This is a genomic window from Yoonia sp. R2-816, assembly GCF_046762905.1.
Classification (GTDB): domain Bacteria; phylum Pseudomonadota; class Alphaproteobacteria; order Rhodobacterales; family Rhodobacteraceae; genus Yoonia.
In genome coordinates, this window is the sequence record NZ_JBKQXN010000029.1 from 1 (window position 1) to 1,343 (window position 1,343).

General features: G+C 56.1%; 1 protein-coding gene and 1 pseudogene. One reads left to right on the top strand and one right to left on the bottom strand.

What is annotated here, in order from left to right:
* Positions 1-475 precede the first annotated feature (475 nt).
* Entirely contained in the window at positions 476-817 is a 342-nt protein-coding gene (locus ACFWW2_RS00420) for a transposase (RefSeq protein WP_393925390.1), read from the bottom strand.
* 316 nt (positions 818-1,133) lie between these two features.
* Here ACFWW2_RS00420 and ACFWW2_RS00425 point away from each other — a divergent pair.
* A pseudogene (locus tag ACFWW2_RS00425) lies at positions 1,134-1,343 on the top strand (IS256 family transposase); the annotation flags it as partial.

The following is a 1,343-nucleotide window of genomic DNA, read 5'->3' on the forward strand; positions in this document are numbered from 1 at the left end:
GAGTCCTGGGCGGTTGGGGCCGGTCTTGGCGGCAGCTATGCCCTGACCGAGCGTGTGGATCTGTTTGGCGAAGCCGCCTATGCCACCGGGCTGAGCAACGCTGGTGATACCAGCGCCCTGAGCGCAAATGCTGGGATTAAAGTGCTGTTCTAGGAAGGTTAACGGATAATCCAGTGTTTCAAGGGCGCGCGCGCCAGTTTAACTCAACACTCAGTAATGATCTCTCCCGGGTCCGCGTACAAAACTTCATGGCTAAAACAGAAGGAGACCGCGTGCAGAATCACTTGCTTTTCCGTTCGTGGTGCTTTTCGTTGAAATCGGTAATTCAGAGACAGAAATCGATCGACCGGTTTTGTCCGTATTCCTGTCAAACGGTTCGCAATTCAGATGTCTGCAAAGGGCTGATTCTGTGGAAAAACAACGTGTTGCGGGCCCGCAATGTGTGGCGTTGAAGGGCGCGCGAGCGCCTTTGTATTCAGGCTTTTCGCGGATGCTGCGGTGCAGGAAAGATCTTGGCCAGTTTGCGGAGGTTTTGGGCGGTGGCGTAGAGAAGGAATTCGTCGTTTGCGCCACATGGTCCACGTAGCCGAAGCCGTCCCAGCCTGAGGATGCGTTTGAGATGCGCAAAGAGCATCTCGACCTTCTTTCGAAGCTTCGCGGAGAGTTTGTATGGGATGTTTTTGCGATGGCGCGCGCGACGTCGCGGGCGTCTTCGTGCTCTTCGCGGGTGATGGAACGGTAGTCCATTGGCTGGCAGGATCAGAGAAGGACGTGAAATTCGGCTGCACGGTTGTCGCCGCCCCGAACGCTGCTTCATTTAGGGTGTCGAGATACTCCTTCACGGCGCGCGGCGCAGCGTCGACATCAATACGCCTTACGTCCCATTCTTCCTTTGATGCGGAGAACTGTTTGTTGGCATCCGCCTCGATCAAACTGGCATCGACAGCCATGCGCTGGCCGCTGACCAAACCTTCTTCGATGCTCCGCGCCACCGTCGTCTCCAACAGGTGGCGCAGCACCTCGCTCTCGCGGAACCGGAGATATAGCTAAAAGTTGGTGATGGCCCCTGAGGGGCGGCATATCATGGCGTTGTTCACGCGCCGCAATTCTCGACAGAGAAAAGGATATGCCACATGACGACAAATACCATCGCCCAGCTAACCGATCCACAGGGATTTTCGCCTGATCCACTGACGGACCTGCTACGATCTGGAGCGCGTGACTTAATCCAACAAGCTGTTGAAGCTGAACTTACAGCGTTGCTGGAGGCGCATTCGGACGAGCGAACCGATGATGGCCGCACACGATTAGTACGCCATGGTCACCTGCCGGAGCGCGAGGTT